The 19779-nt window shown below is 63.8% G+C and carries 22 protein-coding genes; 9 read left to right on the top strand and 13 right to left on the bottom strand.

Annotated elements, in window-relative coordinates; translation table 11 throughout:
- Positions 1–278: 278 nt before the first annotated feature.
- Positions 279–515: a tyrosine-type recombinase/integrase gene (locus tag VEK15_06685; GenBank protein ID HXV60364.1), complete on the bottom strand. Its 237-nt coding sequence runs from the start codon at positions 513–515 to the stop codon at positions 279–281.
- A gap of 61 nt (positions 516–576) precedes the next feature.
- Here VEK15_06685 and VEK15_06680 point away from each other — a divergent pair, with 61 nt between their 5' ends.
- From VEK15_06680 to VEK15_06670, 3 genes are all read left to right on the top strand, one after another.
- The gene (locus VEK15_06680; protein HXV60363.1) at positions 577–747 is read left to right on the top strand and encodes a hypothetical protein; all 171 of its coding nucleotides are present in this window, start codon (positions 577–579) and stop codon (positions 745–747) included.
- A complete protein-coding gene (locus tag VEK15_06675) occupies positions 744–1190 on the top strand; it encodes a bifunctional DNA primase/polymerase (protein HXV60362.1) in 447 nt (148 codons plus the stop codon). Before VEK15_06680 ends, VEK15_06675 begins: the two co-directional genes overlap by 4 nt.
- A 252-nt stretch (positions 1191–1442) precedes the next feature.
- Positions 1443–1853 (top strand): hypothetical protein, encoded by a 411-nt coding sequence (locus VEK15_06670; protein HXV60361.1) that lies wholly within the window; start codon positions 1443–1445, stop codon positions 1851–1853.
- 120 nt (positions 1854–1973) lie between these two features.
- Here the strand turns inward: VEK15_06670 and VEK15_06665 are convergent, their stop codons facing one another.
- Both VEK15_06665 and VEK15_06660 read right to left on the bottom strand, forming a co-directional pair.
- On the bottom strand, positions 1974–2441 hold the full coding sequence (locus tag VEK15_06665) for a hypothetical protein (protein ID HXV60360.1): 468 nt from the start codon (positions 2439–2441) through the stop codon (positions 1974–1976).
- Positions 2377–3093: a DUF433 domain-containing protein gene (locus VEK15_06660; protein ID HXV60359.1), complete on the bottom strand. Its 717-nt coding sequence runs from the start codon at positions 3091–3093 to the stop codon at positions 2377–2379. Before VEK15_06660 ends, VEK15_06665 begins: the two co-directional genes overlap by 65 nt.
- A 687-nt stretch (positions 3094–3780) precedes the next feature.
- Between VEK15_06660 and VEK15_06655 the strand changes: the two genes are divergently transcribed.
- From VEK15_06655 to VEK15_06640, 4 genes are all read left to right on the top strand, one after another.
- A complete protein-coding gene (locus VEK15_06655; protein ID HXV60358.1) occupies positions 3781–4326 on the top strand; it encodes a hypothetical protein in 546 nt (181 codons plus the stop codon).
- A gap of 139 nt (positions 4327–4465) precedes the next feature.
- Entirely contained in the window at positions 4466–5944 is a 1479-nt protein-coding gene (locus VEK15_06650; GenBank protein ID HXV60357.1) for an MBL fold metallo-hydrolase, read from the top strand.
- Positions 5945–6192: 248 nt separating this feature from the next.
- Positions 6193–7083, top strand: coding sequence for a 2-hydroxy-3-oxopropionate reductase (locus VEK15_06645; protein ID HXV60356.1), 891 nt, complete (start codon positions 6193–6195; stop codon positions 7081–7083).
- A 7-nt stretch (positions 7084–7090) separates the two neighbouring features.
- Positions 7091–8308, top strand: coding sequence for a membrane dipeptidase (locus VEK15_06640; protein ID HXV60355.1), 1218 nt, complete (start codon positions 7091–7093; stop codon positions 8306–8308).
- Positions 8309–8320: 12 nt separating this feature from the next.
- Here VEK15_06640 and VEK15_06635 read toward each other — a convergent pair whose 3' ends face one another.
- Both VEK15_06635 and VEK15_06630 read right to left on the bottom strand, forming a co-directional pair.
- Positions 8321–8803: a CBS domain-containing protein gene (locus VEK15_06635; protein HXV60354.1), complete on the bottom strand. Its 483-nt coding sequence runs from the start codon at positions 8801–8803 to the stop codon at positions 8321–8323.
- Positions 8804–8879: 76 nt separating this feature from the next.
- Positions 8880–10784 (bottom strand): response regulator, encoded by a 1905-nt coding sequence (locus VEK15_06630; protein HXV60353.1) that lies wholly within the window; start codon positions 10782–10784, stop codon positions 8880–8882.
- A gap of 125 nt (positions 10785–10909) precedes the next feature.
- Between VEK15_06630 and VEK15_06625 the strand changes: the two genes are divergently transcribed.
- Positions 10910–11338, top strand: coding sequence for a 3-hydroxyacyl-[acyl-carrier-protein] dehydratase FabZ (locus tag VEK15_06625; GenBank protein HXV60352.1), 429 nt, complete (start codon positions 10910–10912; stop codon positions 11336–11338).
- Here VEK15_06625 and aroF read toward each other — a convergent pair whose 3' ends face one another.
- The 8 genes from aroF to VEK15_06585 are packed head-to-tail and all read right to left on the bottom strand — an operon-like array spanning position 11339 to position 18899.
- A complete protein-coding gene (gene aroF / locus VEK15_06620; GenBank protein ID HXV60351.1) occupies positions 11339–12355 on the bottom strand; it encodes a 3-deoxy-7-phosphoheptulonate synthase in 1017 nt (338 codons plus the stop codon).
- On the bottom strand, positions 12336–13178 hold the full coding sequence (gene trpA / locus VEK15_06615; GenBank protein HXV60350.1) for a tryptophan synthase subunit alpha: 843 nt from the start codon (positions 13176–13178) through the stop codon (positions 12336–12338). Before trpA ends, aroF begins: the two co-directional genes overlap by 20 nt.
- Positions 13175–14383 carry a tryptophan synthase subunit beta gene (gene trpB / locus VEK15_06610; protein HXV60349.1) on the bottom strand — a complete coding sequence of 403 codons (1209 nt, stop codon included), beginning with the start codon at positions 14381–14383 and terminating at the stop codon, positions 13175–13177. Before trpB ends, trpA begins: the two co-directional genes overlap by 4 nt.
- A complete protein-coding gene (locus VEK15_06605) occupies positions 14380–14988 on the bottom strand; it encodes a phosphoribosylanthranilate isomerase (GenBank protein ID HXV60348.1) in 609 nt (202 codons plus the stop codon). The genes trpB and VEK15_06605 overlap by 4 nt, the downstream gene beginning before the upstream one ends.
- A complete protein-coding gene (locus VEK15_06600; protein ID HXV60347.1) occupies positions 14985–15731 on the bottom strand; it encodes an indole-3-glycerol-phosphate synthase in 747 nt (248 codons plus the stop codon). The genes VEK15_06605 and VEK15_06600 overlap by 4 nt, the downstream gene beginning before the upstream one ends.
- 2 nt (positions 15732–15733) lie before the next feature.
- Positions 15734–16765, bottom strand: a complete 1032-nt coding sequence (gene trpD / locus VEK15_06595; GenBank protein ID HXV60346.1) for an anthranilate phosphoribosyltransferase — start codon at positions 16763–16765, stop codon at positions 15734–15736.
- Complete coding sequence (locus VEK15_06590) at positions 16762–17364, bottom strand: aminodeoxychorismate/anthranilate synthase component II (protein HXV60345.1); 603 nt, start codon at positions 17362–17364, stop codon at positions 16762–16764. The genes trpD and VEK15_06590 overlap by 4 nt, the downstream gene beginning before the upstream one ends.
- Positions 17361–18899 (bottom strand): chorismate-binding protein, encoded by a 1539-nt coding sequence (locus VEK15_06585; protein HXV60344.1) that lies wholly within the window; start codon positions 18897–18899, stop codon positions 17361–17363. Before VEK15_06585 ends, VEK15_06590 begins: the two co-directional genes overlap by 4 nt.
- 243 nt (positions 18900–19142) lie before the next feature.
- Here VEK15_06585 and VEK15_06580 point away from each other — a divergent pair.
- The coding region (locus VEK15_06580) for an amidase (GenBank protein ID HXV60343.1) at positions 19143–19779 on the top strand (637 nt) is incomplete at its 3' end.

The raw sequence follows: 19779 nt of genomic DNA, 5'->3' as shown, positions 1-19779 counted from the left end.
AGTAGGCAAGTGTCGTGGTCGGCCGGGCGTGGCCGAGCTGGGCGGCAAGAGAGGAGCGCCCTGGGCGAGCAACAAGCTGGCGTAGGTATGGCGGCAATCGTAGACACGAAACGACGGTAGTCCGGCCCGTTTCAGCGTGACCTTGAACCGCTTGGCCACGTGGTTGTGGTCCAAGAACCTGCTCTCTCTCGAGGGGAAGAGCCATTCGGGCTCGCCCCATCCCTTCTTGAGGGCTCTCTCGCGTAGCTTCCTCAGGTGAGGCCGGACGGGAAGCGAGCTCAGGTGAAAGGTCGACCGTTCTCCGTCTCGGCCGTCTTCGTGGACTTGATCTCCCGCGTAGCGAGTCCAAGCGACCGCTCGACCCGTAGTGTCCTCGTCCGGAGGTCGAGGTCGTCAATCCGAAGCGCGTAGGCTTCGGAGGGACGGAGACCGGTCTTGAGGAGGAGCCCGAACAGAACCCCATGTCTCGTGTTCCTCGCCTCCTCGAGGAATCGGTTACGCTCCTCGAAACTCATCGGCCGGATCTCGCGCCGGCCGATCCTTCAGGACCGCAGCCGCGGCGCGGAGAGCGACGTCGTGAAGTCTCGAACTCCCGACTCGCTCCGCCGTTACAGCATCGAGCAGATCGAGCAGCTCATCCGCGAACTCGAGCTCCATCACCTAGCGCCTGAAGACGACGAGCCCTTCGATATGGGGCGCTCGCTCGCTATCGACCGACTACTCACGGAGACCGAGGAGGGCGAGTGAGTCCTACGCTCGGGGAAAATGTCTCACATCGCGGGTGGCGTGCCGTACTACTACAGGCCCGCAGCAAGAGACCGAACGGAGCGCACTGGAACATCACGTCGGACACGACCGAGATCGATTCGCACATCGAGAGCGGTGGAAACGCGGGCATCACGGCCGGCCCATCCCCTCGTCGATCGGGCCTCGCGATTCTCGACCCCGACCGGATCGACCGATGGGCCGACCTTGTTTCGGTACTCGATGAGCCCGGCAAGGCCTGGGTACGGACGGGAAGCGGCAAGCCCCATTACTACGTTCTCTGGGAGCTGGGACTCCCGGCAAAATCCGCTTCAAGGACTCCATCATCGGAGAAATCCAGCGAGGCTCCGAGACCGAAAACGGAGACTCGGACAGCAACAGGTTGTTTGCCCTCCCAGCGTCCATCCATGCGGCAAGCCGTATGAGTGGCTCTCCGGCGTCACGTCGAAGCCGGCATGTGGATCGAGCTTCGCGAGGACGGCGCGTGGATAGAGCGCGAGCCGTTGCCGTGATCCGGCGACTTCGCGAGCTCGTCTCCTGGCTCTTTCGCCGGCGAGCTCGGCCCGCTCCGCGCCGGTGGACAGTTCCGACCACGCACGGATCCGTTTCCTGGTCCGAGCTCACCGAGGACGAGCTTCGTTGCCGCCAGCGCGCTCGAGACCCCGGCGGGAGCCGAGTTGGCTCTCGACGCCGAAAGAGCGCTTGCCGTGGTGGCGCGGCGGCGGGGAGGATTCATTACCGTGAGTCGTGAGCGCCGCTGCCGGGGTTGCTCGGCGCCGCTCCCTCCCGGTTGCGGCAATCAGCGGCGATACTGCGACCCGTGCCGGGTTACTCCCAATGCTACCTATGCGGCCGCTCGCCAGCACCGAAGTCTCGAGGCGCGCACGCTGAAATTTCGGGTTTCGTTGCGGGAGCGCGCCGTCGTCTTTCGTGCGTCTCGCCACCGCGACATGTCGCTCGCCGAGTACCTGCGATCGGTTGTCGTGACCCATGCCGTGCAAACGCTCACGACACCACGAGTCGAGGTGGACGCGTTCCCAAGGCGCGCAGTGACGACGTTTCCCGACCCCTCGCGCTTTTCGCCGTGACAGCAGGCTCCCCACGTTTCAGCTTGTCGGGTTTCAGGGAGGGGTAGGAGTGCGGCCCCCCGTTGCGAATGCGCTCACAGGGGAAATTAGCGCGTTCTTTCCCCCAAGCCTCCCGCTTTTTCACCGCTTTTTGCCGGCGGAGCCCCAAAGCGTTTTTGCGTGACCATCTCGAAATACTTGGGCTACAACACCGCCACGATTCGTTCGCGCAACGTTTTTGATGCGACGAAGCGCCTTGGTAAAGATTTCCCCCATCTCCGTACCCTTGAGCTCCTGACGAGTTAGAAAAAAGACCCGGGCACCGATCGTTCGTATCAAAACCTGCGCCGCCTGGTTGCGCAGTAGATTCTTGTCTTTCGAGAGAGCAATCCACCCGCGCTGAGCTACTAGACGGAGCCATGCGTCATCCGGTGCATCTGTCGGGAGGTGGTCGTCGTGAAGTTCTAGTTTCACACCGGCAGCCTTGAGCGTCCTTGCCGGTTCTATCCTGCCCAAGCAACGGTCGATGAAGAATGGCGGATCTTCAGGCGGCTTTCGACCTGATTTCGCAGCGGATCGCTTCCTCGATTTCCGCGGTTTCGCGGGCATAATTCGCAGCGAGCTCGGCGATAGACTCGCCGGCCTTGTGTCTTTCGGCGATGATGGAGGTTGGTATTCCCGTTCCTCGAAGTGTGGGCCGACCGAAAGATACGGTAGGGTCGACGACTACTAGCATTGGCTGGTCGAGCGCCTCGCCGCGAACGAAGGGATAGAATCTACGCGCAAACCCGTCCGGGCTCCATTCAATGCGCTTCAAGTACGCATCTAGCATTTCCTTCATCGCGAGTTGACCATCCTGCGAAACCACGATAAGGCGATCAAGGTAATGAATGAACAACTCGCATCCGTCGGTCATCATCTTCGCGGCCGCAAGTGGGTGTTGCGTCCCGAACTCGCGTTCGAGGTAAGCAACGGCAACTCGCACTTTGTCGAGACGCACTTTGTGGCGGCGGCGAATCGCGTCGAGAACGTAGGCCTCTACGAGGTTTATGAAGGAAAGGGACGCGACACCCGACCCAGCCGCCTTAATGATCGGCTTGAACCTACGAATACCGTCGCTGGTGTCGTAGCTTCTACCATGGACCCAAGAGCGCAACGTGGTAGGCGGGACTCCAAGGTAGTGAGCCGCGTCTGCGATTGTGTACGCGGGAAGCTCTCGTACGAGTTCGTCTGACGTCGGCTTTTGCGTACGGCGTGGCATTGCCGAGTTCCTAGCTCCTCCCCTCCGGAGGCATTCTACCTTGCTGATTGCGCTGTTGGGAAAATCGTTGGGAGTCGAGCGGTGAAACGTGGGGAAAAGCGGAGAAACCTGGTACGCGCCGAGAGGGGAGCAAACACATCTCATTGAGTGAATTAGTGGCGTTTTCAACAGGTTGCGGCTAGTCCTCGTCCGGGACTTCGAATCTGTAGGCCGTAGGTTCGAGTCCTACCGGGCGCGCCATTTTGCGGGGATTTGGTTCCAGCTTGGTTCCAAATCCCCGCCACGCCCTCGTCCAAGAGATTCGCGAAGCGCTCGCCCTGTCGCGGCATCCAATCCGCGTAATACCTCAGCGTCGTGTCGGGCTTTCGATGCCCGAGCTGCTGCCACCACGTGGTCATGGTCGAGCGTCGAACCGTTCGATGCCAGAGGAGCCAAGGGCTGATGCCCTCGGACAGCATCCACGCCCGACGCCATGCGAGATAACGGCGAAGCGCCGCGAGCAGCAAGGATTCGACTCGCCCCCCCCGCGTTGTCAACAGCTCGACCTCGACCGTCCGAAACAGCGAGCCGCGCAGTTAGACGAGCTCCGTAACCATGACCTCAGCGCTCGCGTCGTTGACCGTTTCGAGCCCATTCCACGGTGCTTTCTCGACCCAACGCAGTCAAACCGGGTGGTATTCTCAATCGATGCGAGAGGCGTGGGCAGCGTTTCTCTCCTGCGACGCGCGGGACATGTGTCGCCTCGGCCCGGCTTTCGGTCGCGTCGCCTTGACGTGGCTCGCGGTCCTCTTTCGCCTCGCGACTCTCTGGCTCGGGCTGGAAGCGGACATCGGGTTCTGGGCAGCACGCGCGAAGAGCGACTTTTGTCTCGGCTTCGGAACGGTACTCTCGCAATCGGAGCGAGTCGCTTATGAGTCGTTTCGGAGCGAAGCCGAGGCGGTTCAGGCCGCTTGGCGTGACGACCGTCTGGACGACGAGCATGCCCGAGCTGAAGTGCGCGGGATCGTTGCTGCCATAGCTCGATGGACCAGCGAACGAGAGTTGCGCAAGGCACTCTTTCTTCGCCACGGGTGGAATCAAATGATCGTGAACCTATCCGACTTCGTTGATTCGGAGTACCAACCGTGTCCGCCATTCGTTCTCTTTTGGGGACGCCAAACGGGTGTGCTGGACCAAGAAGAACGCTACGACGAAGCACTCTTCTTCTGTACGTACCTCCTTTTCGTCTACTGAATCCGGCACCCACTCGGCGGACACTAGTCCAGCGCTCAGGAGCGATCTCGCTTCGATGTTTTGCTGGGTTTTCCCTCGCCAGAGTGAACTGGTATGCTTCCGACTTTGGGTCTCCTTTCGAGGCCTGGGAGGAGCGACGATGAAACCTAGAGCATGGCTCGTGATGTTTGCCCTCACGGCATTTGCAGCCTGCGCTCAACCCACTCCCGAACAGCAGATTCTCGAGGATGTTTCGGCGGCGCTCGGCGGCCGCGAGAGGATCGAAGCCGCCACGACGCTTGCGATCGAAGGCGAGGGAGTGATGGGCAACCTGGGCCAGGACATGACGCCCGAGGCGACGTCGCAGAGCTTCGGGATAAGCGACTACCGGCAAGCGGCCGACCTCACCACGGTTCGTATGCGCGTCGAGCAGACCCGAACGCCCAACTTCGATTATTTTCGGGGCCGGGACCCGATGAAGCAGGTCTTCGGCATCGACGGGGACGTCGCCTACGACGTGGGAGCAGACGGGAATGTGACGCGAGCGCCGAATGCTACGGCGAGCGACCGGCGTGCGGCCTATTTCCACCATCCGCTGACGATCGTTCGCGCGGCTCTCGATCCGACCGCTACCGTGACGAACGTCCGCAGCGCGAACGGAGAGAGCTTGGTGGACATCACCACCGCCGGCGGCTTCGAGGCCACGCTCGCGATCGACGAGACCACCAAGCTTCCGAGCCGGGTGACGTCTCAGGCAAGCCACCCGAACCTCCGTGACGTAACTTACGAGACGAGCTTCGCGGACTACGAAGAGGTGGATGGCCTGAGGCTGCCGACGGGCCTGAGCGTTTCGGTTGACGATCATCAGGTCATCGATCTGCGCCTGACGTCTTCGCGTGTGGATGGAGACGTGGGCGATCTCGCTGCGCCCGAAGCGGCACGATCCGCACAGCCGATCACCGGCCCGCCACCCGCCACCGTGACGGCCGAGGAAGTGGCCGACGGCGTCTGGCTCCTCGCCGGACAGTCGCACCACAGCGTGCTCTTCGAGTTCAGTGACCACCTGATGCTCTTCGAGGCCCCGAACGAAGTCCGGACGCTGGCCGTAATCGCCAAGGCTCGGGAGCTCGTTCCCGACAAGCCCGTGACGCACGTCGTGAGCTCGCACCACCACTTCGATCATTCCGGCGGCGTTCGAGCCGCCATCTCGGAAGGGCTCACCGTCGTGGCGCACGCGGCGAACGCGTCCTTCTACGAGGAGCTAGCGAGACGGCCGAGCACGATCGACCCGGATGCTCTCGCGCGAAATCAGAAAGAGCTGACGCTCGAGACGGTCGAGGACGAGAGGACTTACGAAGACGAGACGATGACGGTGCAGTTGTATCACATCGCCGATAACCCCCATGCCGATACGCTGCTGATGGCCTATCTCCCGCGGCAGCGGCTCCTCATCGAAGCCGATGCGTTCAGCCCGGGGCGGGACTATCAACCGTTCGCGGCCAACCTGCTGCAGAACATCGAGCGGCGCAGTCTCGCGGTCGACCGTATCCTCCCGGTACACGGCGAGGTGGTGGAGTTCGGAGCTCTAGTGAGCGCCGTCCGGGCGATGACAAGCGAGCGGGGTACGCCTCCGTCGTAATTCGGTAAGAGCTTGTCGGCTGACCGGCGTGGTTTGATGCGCCCGGTTTGGTAAGGACAGTCGAGAGTGGACCGAGGGTTGCTCGGGTTTTTCTCGACTGTTGATGCGCAAGTAACTTCGGTTCGCCTTCTCTTCCTTTCGACTTCCGCCCTGCAGGAGAGTGGTTCTTCGCAGGGCGTGTGTCCGCTCGTAACGGGCCCGACAGCCCCCATATAATTCCTGCGAGAGGAGGAACCCTCGTGGCAGAAATCCGCAGCGTTGGCTTCATCGGTCTCGGGATCATGGGAAAGCCCATGGCGAGAAACCTGATCCGGGCCGGGTTCGAGTTGACCGTGCACAACCGGTCGCGCTCGCCCGTCGAAGAGCTCGCTCGCGAAGGTGCCAGAACAAAAGACTCCGCCGCGGCTTGTGCGATGGGCTCGGACGCCATTATTACGATGCTTCCCGACACGGCGGACTCTGAAGAAGTCATCCTGGGAAATGACGGAGTCATCGAGGAGGTGTCGCCGGGAGCCGTCGTCATCGACATGAGCTCGATCGCGCCCGCGATGTCCCGCACGATTGCCCAGGCCTGCGAAAGCCGGGGAGTCGACTTCCTCGACGCGCCCGTCAGCGGCGGAGAGCCCGGTGCGATCGCGGGCGAGCTTGCGATCATGGTCGGAGGAAAACGAGACGTCTTCGACCGCGCCGCGCCGCTGTTCGCCACGCTTGGAAAGAGCCATGTGCTCTGCGGAGGCTACGGGGCGGGGAACGCCACGAAGCTGGCGAATCAGATTGTGGTGGCGGGGAACATCGAGGCCCTCTCGGAAGCCCTCGTGCTGGCGCGGAAAGTCGGACTCGATCCGAAGGTCGTGCTGGACGCTATCCGCGGCGGACTGGCGGGAAGCAAGGTGCTGGAGGCGAAGGGACCCATGATGATCGAAGGGAATTTCGAGCCCGGGTTCCGGATTCGTCTCCACCACAAGGACCTGAACAACGCCCTTCTCACCGGGAAAGACGCAGGAGCTCCTCTTCCGGTCACGGCGCTCGTCCAGCAGATGTTGGGCGCCTTGGTCAATACAAGACGAGGCGAACTGGACCACGCCGCCATCGCGAATTTCATCGAGGATATGGCGGCCACGACGATCAGCGGCAAGTGAGGTTTCCATGGGGACGGGAAAAACCTATTCGGGTTATCAGTCGTTTCAATATCTTCGAGAGGGGGTGGATTACCGGAAGTTCCACCTCGCCTCCGAGCGCGACCGCGTCGCGCCATTCGAGGTGGCGCTGACGCCCGCCCAGGCGGACCGGGCGAGGACCCTCGCTCGCGAGACGGTGATGATCTCGCTTCACGACCACCTCGGCCTTTTCCCCGATCCGGTGTCGGATACGCCCGACCTCATTCGAGAAGGCCGCATGGCAACGGCCTTCGAGGGGCTTTCACGATCGAGCTGGGACTGTGTGTTCGACAACATGATGGATGGCATCTGCCAGATCGAGTCCAAGCGAGGCTGGAAGTGGACCGAGGTGCTACACGACCTGGGGATGAGGCTTTGCGACCTCGCCCACCAGGATTTTCTGATCCATTGCCGATGCGTCGACGATATCCTCACTGCCCATCGCGAAGGGCGCATCGCCTGGGTCGCCTCCGTCGAGGGGGCGGCCCCGATCGAGAACGAGCTCGACCGCGTCGAGATCCTCTATGGTTTCGGTGTACGGGCGATGGGCATCACTTACAGTGAATCGAACGGTCTCGGCTCGGGCCTGAAGGAAGAGCGAGATGGAGGCCTCACGTCGTTCGGGCGGCGGGTGGTGGAGCGGATGAACCAGGTGGGCATGCTCATCGACTGTTCTCACTGCGGAGACGAGACGACTCGCAACGTCATCGAGGCGAGTCGGAAGCCCATCGTGCTCTCTCACATCGGTGCCCGCGCGCTGTGGAACACGAACCGCATGGCTCCGGACGACGTGCTCAAGGCGTGCGCCGACAAGGGCGGCGTCATCGGCATCGAGGCCGCCCCTCACACTACTCTCACTCCCACGCATCCACGTCACAGCATCGAGTCCTATATGGAGCACTTCGAGTACGTGAAGGACCTCGTCGGGATCGACTCCGTCGCCTTCGGCCCCGACACCCTCTACGGGGACCACGTGGGGCTGCATCACGCTTATCAATCTAGCCTTTCCATCCGCGACGCGACACGGGGAAGCGGCGGCAAGAGCCCTGGCTATGAAGAAGTGGAGTACGTCGAGGGGATCGAGAACCCCACCGAGGCGTCCCACAACATCGTACGCTGGCTGGTGAAGCACGACTATACCGACGAGCAGATCGACAAAGTCCTGGGAGCCAACGCGCTCAGGCTTCTCGAAGACGTCTGGGGATAGCGCCTCCGAGCGTCAGATTCCTCGGAGGGAGTCGCGAAGGCCTCGGAGAATGTCCAAGGTCGTCACGATTCCCACGACCCGACTCCCTTCGGTGACGATCAGGCGATGGACTCGGCCTCCGATCATCGTGTCCGCCATCTCCGCGACCGAGGCATTCTGGGGCACCGAAAAGATCACCGAAGTCATGATGTCACGCACGAGTTGATCGCTCTCTTCCTCTACCAGGTACGCGCGCATGTCCTCGCCCTGGAACTCCGCGCTGCCCACGTAGAAATCTGGGGGGACCTCTCGCCGGATTCCGCTCCGGCGCCTCGCACCCTCCCGGGCGACATCGGTTGCCGAGACGACTCCCACCAGCTTACCGGACGAGTCGACCACGGGCGCCCCGGTGATCATGTGCTCGGACAGAAGCGAAACCAGCTCCGACAAGGGGGCATCATCACGAATGGTTACCACGTTGCTGGTCATGACATCCTTTGCCGTCAATTGCTCCACGGGTCTCTCCCTGTTGGCCGCCCCTGTGGGACCTCCATCGGCCCTTCACTCACGGCTCGTTCTCGGGAGTCCCATTCTATCGAGTCCCGATCCCGAGATGGGGAGGACAGTCACTCAAAGACCGCAGCTCGGCTTCGAGCCGGTGCAGCTCGGCCCGGAGCCGGTCGAAGGCGACACGACATCGCTCGGCATCCTCCCCCCGGGCACTCGTCTCGAGGTCGAGCGCTTCACGGGCTGCCCGCTCGGCGGCAAGCGTCAGGAGGGACCCCTTGAGTCGATGGGACAGCCGCTCGATTCTGGAGAACTGTTGCCGGTCCATCTCCGATGCCAGGATTGCCAGGTCTTGGGGAAAATCCGTCAAGAAGCCGCCGACGAGCTCCGAAAGTAGAGACGCGTCTCCCTGCGCTCGCTTCAGCGCGGCGGCGCGATCGAAGATCTCACCCCTGGTTTCTGTCTGGACCGCCCGGACGAGATCCATCTCCTCGAAGGGTTTGGAAAGGAATCCGTCTATACCCGCGGCCCGACACCGGTTCCTGTCCTCCCGCCTCCCGTGAGCGGTCGTGGCAACCAGGGTAAGGTGTTGGCCCGACGCCCGTTCCCGGAGGCGAATTCGGCGCGCGGCGGCAAGCCCGCCCAGCTCGGGCATCTCGAGGTCGAGAACTGCGGCGTCGAAACCGTCGTCCCATGTCATGCGAAGAGCTTCCGCTCCGTTCGTGACCGCCACGGCGTCGGCGCCGTTTTTTTCGAGCGTCCGCACCGTGAGTAATCGGGTTACCGGATCGTCCTCGGCAACGAGTACCCTCAGCCCCTGAAGCGGCAGGGGGTCCAGGGCGGAGGGTGGAACCTCCTCGGTCTTCTGGACCGGCTGGCCTCGGCGAATGATCTCGATCGCTCGGAGAAGCTGTGACGGTGCGACCGGCTTGGACAGCTGGCCGACGATGCCGATGGACCGGAGGATTTCCCGCTCGATGTGCTCTGGCGCCGAGGTCATGAGTACCCCGGGAAGGGCCCTCCGTCCCTGAATTTCCTCGGCAAGGGCGAAGACATCGACTCCCGGCATCTGGGAGTCGATGAGGAAGAACGAGTAGCTGTCCAACGAGAGGGCGGCGAGCGCGGCTTCCGCATGCCCCGTCGCCGTCACTTCGACACCCCACAGCCGGAGCTGCCTCTCGAGCAGGACACGGGTAACCTCACTATCGTCAATCAAAAGCGCACGGATCCCGTCGAGGGAGACGGCGTTTCGCTCTTCTTCGTCGACGTCGCTCGAGACCCGAACGGGAACCTCGACGTGGAACCGGCTTCCCGCTCCCGGCTCGCTCTCGACCCGAATGACGCCCCCCATGTGGTGCATGATCTCGGACGAAATGGCGAGCCCCAATCCGAGGCCGGAGCTCTCGCTCGTTCGCGAGCTCGCCTGGGCAAACGGCTCGAAGATCGACTGGTGTCGCGAACGCGGGATGCCGATACCTGTGTCGCGAACGCAAAAGTGAAGCCACGTCCGGTCTCCGTTTCTTTCGAGCCGGCTCGCTTCGACGACGACCTCTCCCTCGTTGGTATATTTGATGGCGTTCACGATCAAGTTCACCAGCACCTGCTGCAGGCGGATCGCGTCGGCCACGATGACCCCCGGGACTTCGGGCTCGACCCAGTAGGCGAGCTCGAGTCCCTTGCCGTGAGCCTGCGGTGCCAGCGTCTTGACACACTGTCGCATCCAGCGCCTGATGTGAAAGGGCTCCGAATCCAATCGAAGCCCCACGCCGTGGATCCGTGAGTAGTCGAGGATGTCGTTGAGCACCGTCAGGAGCGTCACGCCCGAGCCCCGGATCATTTCGAGGTATTCGCGCTGCTCCGGAGTGGGCTTCATCTGCAGAAGGAGTTGGGACAGACCGAGTATCCCGTTGAGCGGGGTCCGCAGTTCGTGGGTCACGCTGGCGAGACGCTCCACCATGAGCTCGTTCTCGGGTCTTCCGCGTTTGGACATTCTTCCACTACTATTTATCGGCACCGAACGCGGGGACGTTATACCCATCTAACTTGTTGTGCCGTAGCCAGTTCCGATTGCGTTGGCCCGTCCGTGCTATATTTGCCTGAGCTCAAGTCCTAGCGATGGCCGCCATACTCGACCGAGAACAGATCGAGGCCATCCTGCCTCACCGTCACCCTTTTCTTTTCGTGGATCGCGTGACCGAGATCGAGGAAGGGAAACGGATCGTGGGAGAGCTCGACGTCGACGAGACGCTTCGCTACCTCGCCTCCTGGACCCCGCCGGCGCACCTGCCCGTGAGTGTGCTCGCCGAAGCGATGGCTCAAGTCGGCGCCATCCTGGCACTCTACGAGGAGCGGAATCGCGGAAAGCCGATTTACTTCCGCGCCATCGATGAAGCCGAGTTTCCGATGCGGGTGGCGCTGGGCTCCGTCGTGCGCGTCGAGGCCATCGTGCGGAGGATGCGGGCCCGTTTCGGAAGTCTCAGTGTCACCGCCACCGTGAATGGCGCGCTCGTGGGAAGAGGCGTAATGAGCTTTGCTCTCGGTTGATTACCGACCGAACAAGGGCTCGAGCTGCCTCAATACCGCCGCGTCTTCCACGATACCCTCGAACGTCTCGACGTCGATGGTTTGCTGGGCGTCCGAGTAGGCCGTATCCGGGTGCGTATGCACTTCCATCATCAATCCGTGCGCGCCCGCCGCGAGGGCCGCTCGCGCCAGGTGCCGCACTCTCTCGCGCCGACCCACACCGTGTGAGGGGTCTACGATGACGGGAAGGTGCGTCATCATGCGCGCCAGGGGGACGACGTTCAGATCGAGCGTGTTGCGCGAATGGTTGTTGAACGTCCTGACCCCACGCTCGCAGAGGACGACGTGAGGGTTCCCCTGGGCCAGCAAGTATTCTGCCGCCATCAGCCATTCTTCGAGCGTGGCCGAGATGCCTCGCTTCAAGAGCACCGGTCTCTTCAACTCACCCAGCTTCTTGAGGAGCGAGAAATTCTGCATGTTGCGCGCACCAACTTGGAGCATGTCCACGTGCTCGGCCACTTTCTCGGCGAGTGAGGTGTCCATGACCTCGCTCACCACCGGAAGACCCAGCTCGTCGCGAACCAGCTTCAGGGTGAGAAGCCCTTCTTCTCCCAGGCCTTGAAACGCGTACGGACTCGTGCGCGGTTTGTAGGCTCCCGCGCGAAAGATTTGAGCTCCTGAAGCCTGGACGCGCCGGGCGACTTCGAGCGTGCGCGACTCCGTCTCTACGCTGCAAGGCCCGGCGATGAGAGTGGTGGCGCCGCTCCCGATGCGAACGCCCGAGACGTCGACGATCGTGTCCTCGGGATGGACCTCGCGGCTCACGAGCTTGTAAGGCTTGGTGACGGGAATGCACTCGAGAACACCCGGCAGCTGGTTCAAGAAGGCGGCCTCCACCGGTCCGCGGTTCCCGGTAATGCAGATCGCCGTGCGGTTCTCGCCCGGGACGGGAAGAGGCGTGAAGCCCATCCGCCGAATGGCGTCTTCCACGGCATCACACTGTTCTTTCGTGCTGCCCTTACGCATGATGACCAGCATGTTCTTCTTTCCTTCCTGTTTCCGGCGTCGTGAGCGTCCTTAGAGCCTCGGAGAAGGCTTCCACGACCATCCGGTCGCGCCCCGGTTGGTCGTCGGCCCAGACGGCGCCGATCACATTGGCCAAATGACTTCCCACCACGGCGAGACGCGCCCCGGCGCGAAACGCCCTTTCGATCTGTTCTCGTTTCGACAAGCCGAAGCCGAGACACAGGGGATTCGACACCGCATTCGCCACTCGCGCCACCAGCATCTCCACGGCGTCGAATCCTCCGGAACGAACACCGGTGACACCCTGGTGGGCGACGAGATAGACGAAGCTATCGGCGAACCGATCGATCCGCGCGAGTCGTTCCCTCGATGTCAAGGGCCCTACGAGTTGCACGTGTCCGAGACCCGCCTTGCGACAGGCGCGCTTCAGCACGGCGCTCTCCTCGAGCGGAATATCGGGAACGAGGAGCGTGGATGCGCCGGCCAGGGCGACTTCTTCGCAGAAACGATCGAAGCCTCGGGCGTGAACGAGGTTCCCGTACACGAGAAGATTGAGCGGCGTTTCCGGGACGGCGTCGTGCACCCGGCCGAGAAGAGCGATCGCCTGGGTTGTGGACGTTCCCCCGGCCAAAGAGCGGCCGGCGGCGGCCTGAATCGCCGGTCCATCGGCCACGGGATCGCTGTAGGGAAAGCCGAGCTCGATCATATCGGCGCCCGCCCCGACCGCGGCCCGTGCGAGCTCGACCGAGAGCTGCGGGGTCGGATCGCCGATTACGAGAAAGGGGCTTACCCTTGGCGAGGTCTTCAACAGGCGCTTGACGCGGGAGCGAGTCACGAGTCCCCGCGCCTTCCCGCATGGAAGCGGAAATACGTTTCCAGATCCTTGTCACCGCGGCCGCAGAGGTTCATCAAGACGTGTGCGCCCGCGCGAAGCTCGTTCTCGCGAACCGCCTTCAACAGGAAGGCGAGCGCGTGGGCGGGCTCGAACGCGGGGATGATACCCTCGAGCTCGGAGAGCCGCTCGAACGCATCGAGTGCTTCCTCATCGGTCACGGCGACATAGCGCGCCCGCCCGATGTCGCGCAGGTAAGCGTGCTCGGGACCCACCCCCGGGTAGTCGAGTCCCGCGGAAACGCTGTGTGCTTCGAGGATTTGCCCTTCGTCGTCCTGGAGCACGCTCGTACGCGCTCCGTGGAGAAGCCCCGGCCGTCCGGCGACGAGCGTCGCACCGTGCTCGCGCGTTTCGATACCGCGCCCTCCCGGCTCGACGCCAATCAGCTGGACGCCTTCGTCGCGTACGAAAGCGTGAAAGATTCCCATCGCATTGCTTCCGCCCCCGACGCAGGCGACGACGGCATCGGGAAGATTCCGGTAGCGTTTCCGCCACTGCCCCCTGGCCTCCCTCCCGATGATCGCCTGGAAGTCGCGCACGAGTTTCGGAAACGGATGGGGTCCGCAGACCGTGCCCAGCAGGTAGTGCGTCGTCTCCAGGTTCTGCGTCCAGTCGCGAAGCGCTTCGTTGATGGCGTCTTTCAGTGTCCGAGAGCCCGTTCTCACGGAGACTACCGAGGCGCCGCAGAGCTCCATGCGTTTCACGTTCGGCGCCTGCCGCTCGATGTCCTTTTCGCCCATGTAAACGACCGCCTCGAGCCCCAGACGGGCCGCGGCCATCGCCGTGGCGCAGCCGTGCTGACCCGCACCCGTCTCGGCAATGACGCGTTTTTTCCCCATGTATCTCGTCAGCAGCGCTTGGCCGGCCACGTTGTTCGTCTTGTGGGCACCTCCGTGCAAGAGCTCTTCACGCTTCATCACGACCTCGAGCCCGCAGGCCTCGGAGAACGCGGGGGCTTCCATCAAGGGAGTGGGCCGACCCACCCAGTCGGCGAGAAGCCGCGAAAGCTCGCTCTGGAAAGCGCGGCTAGGAACGATTTCCCTGCGAGCGCGCTCGAGCTCGTCGAGCGCGGGCACGAGAAGCTCGGGAACGTAGCGACCTCCATATTCCCCGAAGGCCCCCACTTTGGGCCTGACCTCGGTGCTCATCGAGAGACCTCCTCGAAGAACTCACGCAGCTTGACCTCGTCCTTCACGCCCGGAGCGCTCTCGACACCGGTCGCGAGGTCGATGCCGTAGGGCTTTCGGGTCATGAGCTCCCTGACGTTTCTCGGTCCAATACCGCCGGCGATGAACGTCGCGCGCGGCGCCCGCTCTCCCAGCAGTCCCCAATCGAACGCTCGGCCCGATCCCCCGCCCCCCACATCGAGAACCGCGGGTCTCTCGTCGCTCGGCTCGGGAGCGATCTCGGGTAGAGCGGTGAAGCGCGGGTCGACGCGGTAGACGCGGTAGACACGGAGACCCTCCGACTCGAGGGTGCGGACGACCTCGTCGTCATGGTCGTACAGCTGAACGGCGTCGGCTCGGGTCGTTCGTGCCTCGTCGACGAGGACCGCGAGGGGCACGTCCTTGAAGACGAGGACTCTCTCGGCCGTCCCCGAGACCGCGTCGAAGATTGCCCGAGCTTCCCCTAGGCTCGCGCGGCGAGGCGACGAGGGCGCACGCACTGCGCCGACGTGGGTCGCTCCGAGGCTGACGGCGAGCTTCGCGTCTTCGACGCATCTCAGGCCACAGATCTTCACCAGCGGCGTCATCGGCGCATGGCCTCGATGAGATCTTGGGGGGCGCGGTGTTTCATGAGAGCGGTGCCGACGAGAACCGCGTCGGCGAGACCGTGCAGATTACGCACGTCCCTCTCCGTCGCATAGCCGCTTTCCGCCACCGTGATCCGGTCGGGCGGAACGCGCGCGAGAAGCCTGGGGGCGACGCCGGTGTCGACGTCGAGGGTGTCGAGGTTGCGGTTGTTCACGCCGATGACGACGCCGTCCAGGGAAATGGCGAGCTCGACCTCGGCTTCGTCATGGCATTCCACCAGCGCCGTGAGGCCGCTTTCTTTCGAAGCAAGAACGAGCTCCCGCAGCTGTGCTTTCGAAAGGCAGCGTACGATGAGCAGCACCCCGCTGGCCCCGAGCGAGGCCGCGTGGCCCACCTGAACGGGATCCACGACGAAGTCTTTCATCAGAATCGGGATGGAAACCGCGCGGGCGGCTCGAGCGAGATCCTCGTAGCTGCCGTTGAAGCGTGAGGGCTCGGTCAGAACGCTCACCGCTGCCGCCCCGGCGTCCTCGTAGAGCGCCACCTGTTCCTCCAGGTTCCGCGCGGCGATCTCCCCTTCGCTCGGACTCGCCCGTTTGAACTCGGCGATCACCGAGAGCTCCTCCTTGCCGCGCAGGGCGCTCGCGAGCGGCTCACCGGGCGGCATCACACGGTGCTCCGGAGGTCGCAGCCGCTGCGCGCGCGCGCTCGCTCGCGCGACGAGATCGTCGAGCACTCCCATTTTCAGTGCCGCCCCTCTTCGGTGGCCAGCCGTCGGCTCGTTTCGACATAGCGGGTAAGCACTCTCGCCGCGCCTCCGCTTCTCAAGACGTCGCGCGCGACCTCGAGACCCTCGGTGAGGTCGCGGCTGAGCCCGGCCACGCCGAGAGCGGCCGCGGCATTGAGCGCTACGACGTCGGCGCGCGGGCCCTCCTCCCCTCCCAGGACGCGACTCAGGATCTCGGCGTTGACCGGAGCGTCGCCACCGCGGAGCGCGTCGATGGGCACCTTCTTCAAGCCGAGCTTGTCGGGCTCGAGCGTGAATCGCTCCACCTTCCCATCGTTGACGAAATGGCCCTCGGTCACTCCATGGAGGCCGATTTCGTCGAGCCCCTCGCAATGGATTACGAGCGCGCTTTCCGTCCCCAGTTCCATGAGGGCCTCCGCCATCACTCTAGTCATGGCCGGGTCATAAACGCCCAGGAGCTGTCGTTGGGCGAGCGCCGGGTTTGCGAGCGGACCCAGAAGGTTGAATAAGGTTCGGATGCCGAGTGCCTTTCTCACCGGCGCGACGTTGGCCATCGCCGGGTGGAAAACCGGTGCAAAGAGAAACGCAAAACCGGTCGCGTCGAGACACATCGACGCTTCCTTGGGTCCGAGCGAGAGAGCCGCCCCGCTCGCCTCGAGCACGTCCGCGCTTCCCGCTTTCGAGGAGACGCTCCGATTCCCGTGCTTGGCCACCGCCCCTCCCGCGGCGGAAACGACGAGAGCCGCCGCGGTGGAGATATTGAATGTGGCCGCCCGGTCGCCCCCGGTTCCGCAGGTATCGATGAGGGGCCGCACCTCGGTCTGAACCGCGATGCGGTGTGCTCTCATGGCGCGGGCACAGGCGGCAAGGGTCGCCGCGTCGGGCTCGCGAACCCGCAAAGCGACCAGGAGCCCGGCCGTAAGGGGCTGCGGCACCTCGCCCACCATGATTCGATGAAGCGCCTCCTCGAGCGCTTTCGGCTCCGCGGCATCGCCTCCGAGTAGTTTTTCGATCAGATCCGGTATCATCGCTCCCCTCCTTCAAGAAGAGCTTCGTCGAGAAACCGCCACAGGATCTGACGACCCGAGGGTGTCAGGATCGATTCGGGGTGGAATTGCAGACCGACGCGACACCGCTCGCGGTGCCGGAGGGCCATCACGAGATTCCCGTCCGCCGTGGTGGCGATGACCTTCATGGAATCCGGAACGCGGGAAACCACGAGGCTATGGTAACGGGCGGCATGAAACGAGGGGGCCAAGAGCTCGAACAAGGGCTCGTCCGCGGAGACCACGATGCGCTCGCTTCGGCCGTGGACCGGCGCGGGGGCGGGGTCCACCGTCCCACCCGCGGCCACCGCGAGAGCCTGGTGTCCGAGACAGATTCCGAGAACGGGAACCGTGGGATCGGTCTCGAGCCATCTCAGCATGATGCCGGCGTCTTCGGGTCGGCCGGGGCCGGGCGAGAGCACGACGAGATGGGGTGCCATCTTCACGAGATGACTTTCGAGCTCCTCGAGCGACAGGCTCGTCCGGAGCGTCTCGACCCGAGCCCCTCGCGACCGGAACTCGTCGACGAGGTTGAACACGAAACTGTCGCGATTGTCGAGCACGAGAACGCGGCCGTTCACGCGGCCCTCTCGGCGGCGGCCACAGCGTTGCGGACCGCGCGGGCTTTGTGCTCGGTCTCCCGGAGCTCGCGCTCGGGCAGACTGTCGGCGACGATGCCGGCGCCGGTCCGCGTGTAATAGCGTCCCCGCCCATAGCGCAGCGAGCGGATCGCGATGCAGCTGTCGAAGGTTCCGTCCTGAAGCAGGTAGCCGACCGCGCCGCCGTAGAAGCCCCGGGCATAAGGCTCGGTCTCCCGAATGAGCTCCATCGCGCGGAGCTTGGGAGCCCCGGTCAGAGTCCCCATGTTCGCCGCGGCGCGATAGGCGTGAAGAGCGTCGAGATCCGGGCGAAGTTGACCCTCGACGCCGCTCACCAGGTGCTGAACGTGGCTGTACTTCTCGACGGTGAACGGCGCGGCGACCCGCCTCGTCCCCGGGACCGAGACGCGGGCGACGTCGTTTCGGGCGAGGTCGACCAGCATCGCATGCTCCGCCTGCTCTTTGCGGTCGAGCAGGAGCCCGATGGCGAGCCGCGTGTCCAGTTCTTCGTCAATCGTTCCCTCGTCGTCGAAGCCGCGGGGTGCCGTCCCCGCGATCGGGCGAATCTCGAGCGATCGCCCGGTCAACTTGAGACAGGTCTCGGGAGAAGCCCCGAGAAGCGCGCCGTCTCCGAGGTCCACGTGGAACATGTAGGGCGAAGGGTTCGTCTCCCGGAGGACCTCATAGACGTCGAGCGTCTCGGCTCGGCTCCTCATGGTGAGCCCTCGGGAGAGAACGCCCTGGAAAATGTCGCCGCGGGCGATGTGCCGGAGAAACTTCTCCACCGACGCGAGGAACGTCTCGTCCGAGACGTCGGCTTCGGCTCCCTTCGTTGTCGTGGCTCTTCGACAGGATGAGCGCGAACCCCCTCGTTTCAAGAGTGCTTTCTCGTAGCGTCGATGCCGCTCATCGGCCGCAGCCTGTTCCGAGGGGCCAGTGGCGCGCGTGACGATCCGGACCTCGCCGCTCGCATGATCGAAGAGCACCGTGTCGAGCGCCAGCACGACGTTGACGTCGGGCTCGTGCCAGGGATCCGGCGGACGTTTTGGGAGATCCTCCCAGCAGTCGACGAGCTCGTAAGAGAAGGCTCCGTAAATCCCAGCGGGAATGGCGAGCCCCGGCGGATCGTCTTCGACGAGACCCGCGAGAAACCGCACCGAGTCGAGAACCGACGGCGCTTTGAGCCGCTCCTCGTCCGGCGAAGCCGGGCTCCCCGGGCCCGTGGGGAACGTCATTCTCAGCGAACCCCTCTCCCGAGCGCGCCCATCGCCCAGGGCGTCGAGGAGCGATTCCGCCATCGGAGAAAGTGCACGGTAGGTAGCCTCCGAGCCACGGAGCTCGAGCCGGATGACCCCCTGGGGAACGACCAGGCTCCGGGTCCCTCCGGGGCTCCCGAAGGCGGCGCTCTCCATGAGCGCGCCGCCGTCACCTCGGACCTCGCGAAAGAACTCAAGAGGTCCCCGGGCACGTGCGGCGGGAAGCGCACTCACACGCGACTTGGCGCTGATCCTGAACATCGATCCGCCTTCGAGTCCTCTCGATTATCGAGCTCGGAGGCGGCCTCGCAAGAGAAAAGAGGCAACCTCCAACAGGGCTGCCTCTTTCTTCGCTTCAGTACGAAGGGAAGGGCTCCCCGCTCAGCCGCACCACCACCAGCGGCACGGCACGGCCGAACGGGAGCCATCGAACATGACGTGCCATTTATATCCCCGCGCGGGTTTGAGGTCAACCCGGACGTTTTTCGGCGATAATGGGGCTCCATGAGGACACGACTCGTTCTCACGTGGGTGGCTCTCGGCTCAGCCGTCACCCTCTCGTCGCAGGAACTGTACCGGACGGAAGAGCTCACCATCGCGGGAATCCATTCCGGCCTGGAGTCCGGCCGTTTCACCTGCCGCGAGCTCGTTCAGAAATACCTCGATCGGATCGAGGCTTACGACAAGAAAGGCCCTGCGCTCAACGCCATCGTGACGGTGAATCCGCGAGCGCTCGATCGCGCCGACGAGCTCGATCGTGATTTCGCCCGCGACGGGATCACCCGCCCCCTGCATTGCGTGCCCATGATCGTGAAGGACAACTTCGATACCCACGATCTTCCCACCACTGCTGGCTCGCTCGCGCTCCAAGGCTCCGTGCCTCCCGACGACGCCTTTCAGGTCCGGCGAGTCCGCGAGGCCGGAGCCATCGTGCTGGCCAAATCGAACATGGCCGAGTTCGCTTTCTCACCCTACGAGACCCTCGGCTCGATCGTGCCCGGTCACACGCGAAACCCCTACGCGCTCGATCGCGTTCCCGCGGGATCGAGCGGCGGGACCGCGGCCGCGGTGGCCGCGAGCTTCGGCGCCGTTGGGCTCGGAACCGACACCGGTAACTCCATTCGCGGTCCCTCCTCGCACA

The sequence above is a fragment of the Vicinamibacteria bacterium genome (genome assembly GCA_035620555.1).
GTDB lineage: Bacteria > Acidobacteriota > Vicinamibacteria > Marinacidobacterales > SMYC01 > DASPGQ01.
Note: the sequence above shows the minus strand (reverse complement) of the source record. Positions and strands in the feature narration are given on the sequence as shown.

Excerpts from the sequence above, each read along its gene's own strand:
- VEK15_06605 (HXV60348.1), bottom strand. The coding sequence starts at position 14,988 with ATGACGCCGCTGGTGAAGATCTGTGGCCTGAGATGCGTCGAAGACGCG.
- VEK15_06655 (HXV60358.1), top strand. The coding sequence starts at position 3,781 with ATGCGAGAGGCGTGGGCAGCGTTTCTCTCCTGCGACGCGCGGGACATG.
- trpB (HXV60349.1), bottom strand. The coding sequence starts at position 14,383 with ATGAGCACCGAGGTCAGGCCCAAAGTGGGGGCCTTCGGGGAATATGGA.
- VEK15_06685 (HXV60364.1), bottom strand. The coding sequence starts at position 515 with ATGAGTTTCGAGGAGCGTAACCGATTCCTCGAGGAGGCGAGGAACACG.
- aroF (HXV60351.1), bottom strand. The coding sequence starts at position 12,355 with ATGCTGGTCATCATGCGTAAGGGCAGCACGAAAGAACAGTGTGATGCC.
- VEK15_06630 (HXV60353.1), bottom strand. The coding sequence starts at position 10,784 with ATGTCCAAACGCGGAAGACCCGAGAACGAGCTCATGGTGGAGCGTCTC.
- VEK15_06665 (HXV60360.1), bottom strand. The coding sequence starts at position 2,441 with ATGCCCGCGAAACCGCGGAAATCGAGGAAGCGATCCGCTGCGAAATCA.
- VEK15_06640 (HXV60355.1), top strand. The coding sequence starts at position 7,091 with ATGGGGACGGGAAAAACCTATTCGGGTTATCAGTCGTTTCAATATCTT.
- trpD (HXV60346.1), bottom strand. The coding sequence starts at position 16,765 with ATGATACCGGATCTGATCGAAAAACTACTCGGAGGCGATGCCGCGGAG.
- VEK15_06660 (HXV60359.1), bottom strand. The coding sequence starts at position 3,093 with ATGCCACGCCGTACGCAAAAGCCGACGTCAGACGAACTCGTACGAGAG.
- VEK15_06625 (HXV60352.1), top strand. The coding sequence starts at position 10,910 with ATGGCCGCCATACTCGACCGAGAACAGATCGAGGCCATCCTGCCTCAC.
- VEK15_06650 (HXV60357.1), top strand. The coding sequence starts at position 4,466 with ATGAAACCTAGAGCATGGCTCGTGATGTTTGCCCTCACGGCATTTGCA.
- VEK15_06585 (HXV60344.1), bottom strand. The coding sequence starts at position 18,899 with ATGTTCAGGATCAGCGCCAAGTCGCGTGTGAGTGCGCTTCCCGCCGCA.
- VEK15_06600 (HXV60347.1), bottom strand. The coding sequence starts at position 15,731 with ATGGGAGTGCTCGACGATCTCGTCGCGCGAGCGAGCGCGCGCGCGCAG.